This is a genomic window from Agrobacterium sp. K11, from assembly GCF_059429395.1.
This window is the reverse complement of record NZ_JCAHRB010000032.1, coordinates 1-5,179: the sequence shown is the minus strand read 5'-3', so window position 1 is coordinate 5,179 and position 5,179 is coordinate 1. Positions and strand designations below refer to the sequence as shown.

Sequence of the window (5,179 nt, the reverse complement as noted above, 5' to 3'; positions counted from 1 at the left end):
GTAAGCGCGAATTTCTGTGCACCTTTTGAAGCGCAGTGCTCTGATGCATGAAGTGTCCACCAAAAATAGGTGGACACCAAATCATGGACGATACTCCTAAACTGGAGGTGCGGCTTGTTGGCCGCGACGGCCGCCGTCGATATGACCCTGCCTCCCGAGACCGGCTTGTCGCAGCGTGTTTAGAGCCTGGCGTTTCGGTTTCGCGTCTAGCTCTGGAGCACGGTGTCAACGCCAATCTCGTTCGCAAATGGGTCAAGAGAGCCAGAGAAGATAGTGCTTTGCCTGCGGTATCTAGGTTCGTTCCGGTTCAGATAGCTACGGATATGCACTCGTCTTCTGCTAGCGGTCCACTGACGAAGGTGGAGCCGGTGGGCAAGCGATCTCATGCATCCAAGCTGAGCGCGGTGCTACCGAACGGGGTCAGCCTGACGCTGGAATGCAGCGATGTCGATGGTTTGGCGGCAATCATAGGAGCGTTGAGCCATGTTCAGACTGGGCGCTGATCTGAAGGTCTACCTCCATCGGGAACCCATCGATTTCCGCGCGGGCATCAACAGCCTCGCGGTCCTTGTGCAAGAGGTGATGGAGCTGGACCCGTTTGCTCCATCGGTGTTTGCCTTCTGCAATCGCAGGCGTGACCGGGTGAAGCTCTTGTTCTTTGATCGGTCCGGGTTTGTTATGGTCCTGAAGAAGCTAACGGAAGACCGGTTCAGGTGGCCTCGCCGGGAAACTGCGGTGGTGACGCTGACGACAGAGCAACTCCACTGGATCCTCGATGGCATCGATATCGATGCGATGATCCGCCATCCCGTGCGGCAGTATCAGATTGCTGGCTGAGGATGGCGAATTGAGATTGACGCGCAGGGGCGGTTCAGATTCAAGAATCTGATGACGCGCACCGGCGAACCGAGCATTGCAGAACTGATGGCGCAATTAGCAGCCAACGCTGCCGAAATCGCGGCGCTCAAAGCCGAGAAGGAAGCGCTCTCGCAGCGGGTCGTCAAGCTGGAAGAAGAACTGGCATTGGCAAAGCTCCATCGCTTTGCACCCCGCAGTGAGAAGCACATTGATCGTCTCTTCAACGAGGCCGAAGAGGCTGCGGTCGAAGGTGGCAGCGAGGAAGACGATGTTGTCGAGCTTCCGGATACTGGCTTGCCTGCGGCCGAGGGCGTTACGGGCAAAAAGCGGGGACGCAGGCCTCTGCCGGCAGACCTGCCGCGCGAGCGTGTCGAATACGACCTTGCTGACGATCAGAAGGCTTGCCCGTGCTGCAAAAGCCAAATGCATCGCATGGGCGAAGCCGTTAGCGAGCAGCTCCATATCGAGGTCAAGGCAAAGGTCCTGCAGAACGTACGGTTCAAATATGCTTGCCGGCACTGTGACCGTACAGGGATTAACACGCCTGTCGTAATCGCGCCCATGCCCACGCAACCCCTGCCGGGCAGCATCGCCACCGCGTCGACGCTCGCCTTTGCTCTCGTCCACAAATACGTCGATGGCACGCCGCTCTACCGCGTGGCTCAGACATTCGAGCGTGCTGGCGTTCCGATCAGCCGTGGCGCTCTTGCGCATTGGGTCATCGGCTCGAGCGAGAAGCATCTATATCGCATCTACGATGCCTTGAAGCTGCGGTTGCGATCGCAGCCTCTCATTCATGGTGATGAGACGACGGTTCAGGTGCTGAAGGAAAAAGGCAAGGAAGCCACCAGCACGTCGTACATGTGGGCCTATCGCAGCAGCGAGGACAGTGACGAGCCGATCGTGCTCCTCGACTACCAGCCCGGCCGCGGTCAGATCCACCCGCAGACCTTCCTTGGTGATTACCGTGGCATACTCGTCACTGATGGCTACACCGCCTGGCGCACATTGAATGGCGCAACCCATGTCGGATGCATGGCCCATTCACGGCGGCGCTTCGTTGAGGCCCTCAAAGCCCGGAAGAATGGAGGCGGACCGCCGGAGCAGGCACTCCGGTTCTTCGAACAGCTCTACCGGATCGAAAAGCAGACAAGAGACAAAACTCCAGATCCAGGGGAGACAAAGGCCGATTGCATTCGCCGTTTCCGCCAGCAGCACAGCCTGCCTGTCCTAAACGCCCTAAAGGCGTGGCTCGACAATATCGCGCCAAAGATCGTGCCGGATACCAAGCTCGGCGATGCGGTGTCCTACACCCTGAACCAATGGGATTACCTGACACGTTACACCAGCGACGGCAGGATGCCGATCGATAACAACATTCTGGAACGCGAGATCAGAGTTTTTGCCACCGGTAGGAAATCGTGGCTGTTCAGCGATACCGTCGACGGAGCCAAGGCCAGCGCCGTGATCTACAGTCTCATGCTGACCTGCCGCGCTTGCGGCGTCGATCCACTCTCTTGGCTGCGCCACGTCCTCACTGAGTTACCTCAGCGCGAAGAAACTGCCGACATCGGCGACCTCTTGCCGTTCAACTTCTCCAGGGCAAATGCCCAATAAAGCTAGGTACTGTAGATTCCGATGATTCACCGGACGGCATTCCGATCAAAAACCGGACACGATTCCGAGAATTAACCGGACGCGATTCCGATTTGATACCGGACAGTTTTTCAACGTAAGCAGTGCCCCTTGGGTCAGCAACCTTGGCATGCATCTCTTTTCGAACGTGAGGAGATGGCATGTCGAAGAGACGAAGGCTGACCATGAGACAACTACGACATTTACTTCGACTGCGATCAGATGGCGTGAGCGTTCGCGATATTGCCGATCTGCTCGGGATTGCCCGCAGCACGGTCCAGGACGGGATCGGGCGCGCTGCGACGGCAGGGCTGTCATGGCCTTTGCCCGCCGATCTGACTGGCGACGTCCTGGAAGGCAAACTTTTTGCCCGGCAAGGCACCAAACAAGGGGTGCGGCGACTACCAGAGCCGGATTGGAGTGTCATTGCGGTCGAGCTGAAGAAGCCCGGCGTGACCCTGACGATCCTGTGGGAGGAATATCGAGCCGTCTACCCTGATGGCTACGGCTTCAGCCGGTTCTGCGACCTGTTCCGCGGCTTTGAGCGGCGTCTGACGCCCACGATGCGGCAGGTCCACATTGCTGGCGACAAGGTGTTCGTCGATTATTCCGGCAAGAAGCTGCCTATCGTCGATCGCAAGACCGGCGAGATCCGCGAGGCGGAGATCTTTGTCGGCGTGCTCGGCGCATCAAGCTATGCCTTTGCAGAAGCCACCTGGACCCAGACCCTGCCGGACTGGATCGGCTCGCACGTGCGCATGTTCGCCTTCTTCGGCGGCGTGCCCCGCCTGATCGTACCGGATAATCTGAAGTCCGGCGTCAACAAGGCGAGCTTCTACGACCCGGAGATCAATCGCAGCTACGGCACCATGGCCGCCTACTACGGCATCGGTGTCCTCCCCGCGGGACCGAAGCGGCCGAAAGACAAGCCAAAAGTCGAGGCCGGCGTACGTTTCGCCCAGAGCTGCATTCTCGGCCGGATGCGCAATCAGACCTTCTTCTCGCTGGAGGAAGCCAATGCCGCCATCCGCGGAGCCGTCGAGCGGATCAACACGCACGTTATGAAGCGGTTGGGCCAAACCCGCCAGGAGATATTCGAGACCATGGAACGCCCAGCACTCGCGGCTCTCCCGGCAGAGGACTACGAGTACGCCGAATGGAAGCTGGCTCGGGTGTCGACGGACTACCATGTCGAGTTCGAACACTATTTCTACTCCGTGCCCCATACGCTCATCCGCCAGCAGGTCGATGTCCGGGCCACGAGCCGCACGATCGAGGTCTTCTTCAAGGGCAAGAGGATTGCGACCCACCAACGCCGGTACGGCGGTTCTCGCTACGGAACCGATCCTGACCATATGCCCAGCTCGCACCGGCGCTATGCCGAATGGTCACCTGCAAGGTTCCAGCGCTGGGGCGCTTCCATTGGGCCTCAGACAGAGGGGCTGATCATCGCTATCCTGGCCAATCGTCCTCATCCCGAACAAGGCTTTCGAACCTGCCTTGGCGTGCTGAAGCTCTACCGGGCCATTCCTACGGTGCAGGCCGAGGCGGTGTCCGCCCGTGCCGTCGAGATCGGCGGACTGACTTGCAAAAGCATCAGCGCACTCATCAGCACCTACAAGGCACCACGACATTCCGCCGAACCCGCCGCTGTCGGCGAGCATGCCAATCTTCGCGGCAAAGCCTACTTTCATTAAGGAGACAATCGAGAATGCTGACTAATCCCACTGTCGACACGCTGCGCCAGCTCGGCCTTTCCGGCATGGCTTCCGCCTTCCAGGAACTGGAGATGCAACCGGAAGCGAGAAGCCTCCAGCACGGCGAATGGCTCGCGATCCTGCTCGAACGGGAACAGACCTCACGTCGCCAGAAGCGCTTCGAAGCTAGAGCCCGTGCCGCCAGGCTGCGCCACGACGCCCAAATCGAGAATACCGATTTCCGAGCAGCGCGCGGTCTCGATCGCAACCTCTTCCTCAAGCTTTCCACCTGCGACTGGATCAGGCAGCGGCACTCCTTGCTATTGATCGGGCCGGCCGGCGTCGGCAAAAGCTGGTTGGCCTGCGCCCTTGGCCACAAGGCATGCCGTGAGGACCTTTCCGTCGCATACCACCGCGTCCCCCGGCTATTCGCCTCACTCGCCCTGGCACGAGGCGACGGCCGCTATGCGAAGCTGCTCAAGAGCCTGGCCAAGACCGACCTTCTGATCCTGGACGATTGGGGACCGGAGAAGCTGAGCGACGAGCAACGACGCGATCTCCTGGAGATTGTCGAAGATCGCTACGAGCAGCGCTCGACCATCGTTACCAGCCAAATCCCCGTGGACCACTGGTACGATATGATTGGAAATCCCACGATCGCCGACGCCGTGCTGGATCGCCTTGTCCACAACGCCTACCGCATCGAACTTTCCGGTGAGAGCCTGCGCAAACATCGAAGCCTGTCAACCGAGGATGCAACTCAGGCTTGACCAGCCCGATATTCGCCGACAATGATCAACTCAGACCCAGAGACGCTCTAAATCGTCCGGCTTCGCCTCGGAATCGCGTCCGGTAAAACGCTGGAATAAGCGTCCGGTTAAAGATCGGAATTCCTGTCCGGTTTCATTGGAATACACAAGGTACCGCTAGAACCCGTGCGCGATTACGCCTGAAGAGGCCGTCTAGGCGCATCGAAAATCGCGCTTACG

5 protein-coding genes are annotated in these 5,179 nt (G+C 59.2%); all 5 read left to right on the top strand.

All coding sequences use genetic code 11. The annotated features are described in order from the left end of the window. Positions 1–83 precede the first annotated feature (83 nt). The 5 genes from tnpA (at position 84) to istB (ending at position 4,960) form a co-directional block, all read left to right on the top strand. Positions 84–503, top strand: coding sequence for an IS66-like element accessory protein TnpA (gene tnpA / locus AC5SEO_RS26755; RefSeq protein WP_413373382.1), 420 nt, complete (start codon positions 84–86; stop codon positions 501–503). Continuing rightward, positions 484–837 (top strand): IS66 family insertion sequence element accessory protein TnpB, encoded by a 354-nt coding sequence (gene tnpB, locus AC5SEO_RS26750; protein WP_076846215.1) that lies wholly within the window; start codon positions 484–486, stop codon positions 835–837. Before tnpA ends, tnpB begins: the two co-directional genes overlap by 20 nt. Before the next feature lie 51 nt (positions 838–888). After that, the gene (gene tnpC / locus AC5SEO_RS26745; RefSeq protein ID WP_112155680.1) at positions 889–2,475 is read left to right on the top strand and encodes an IS66 family transposase; all 1,587 of its coding nucleotides are present in this window, start codon (positions 889–891) and stop codon (positions 2,473–2,475) included. Between the two features lie 179 nt (positions 2,476–2,654). After that, positions 2,655–4,190 (top strand): IS21 family transposase, encoded by a 1,536-nt coding sequence (istA, locus tag AC5SEO_RS26740; RefSeq protein ID WP_112158210.1) that lies wholly within the window; start codon positions 2,655–2,657, stop codon positions 4,188–4,190. A gap of 14 nt (positions 4,191–4,204) precedes the next feature. Further along, the gene (gene istB, locus AC5SEO_RS26735; RefSeq protein WP_112158211.1) at positions 4,205–4,960 is read left to right on the top strand and encodes an IS21-like element helper ATPase IstB; all 756 of its coding nucleotides are present in this window, start codon (positions 4,205–4,207) and stop codon (positions 4,958–4,960) included. Positions 4,961–5,179: the final 219 nt, after the last annotated feature.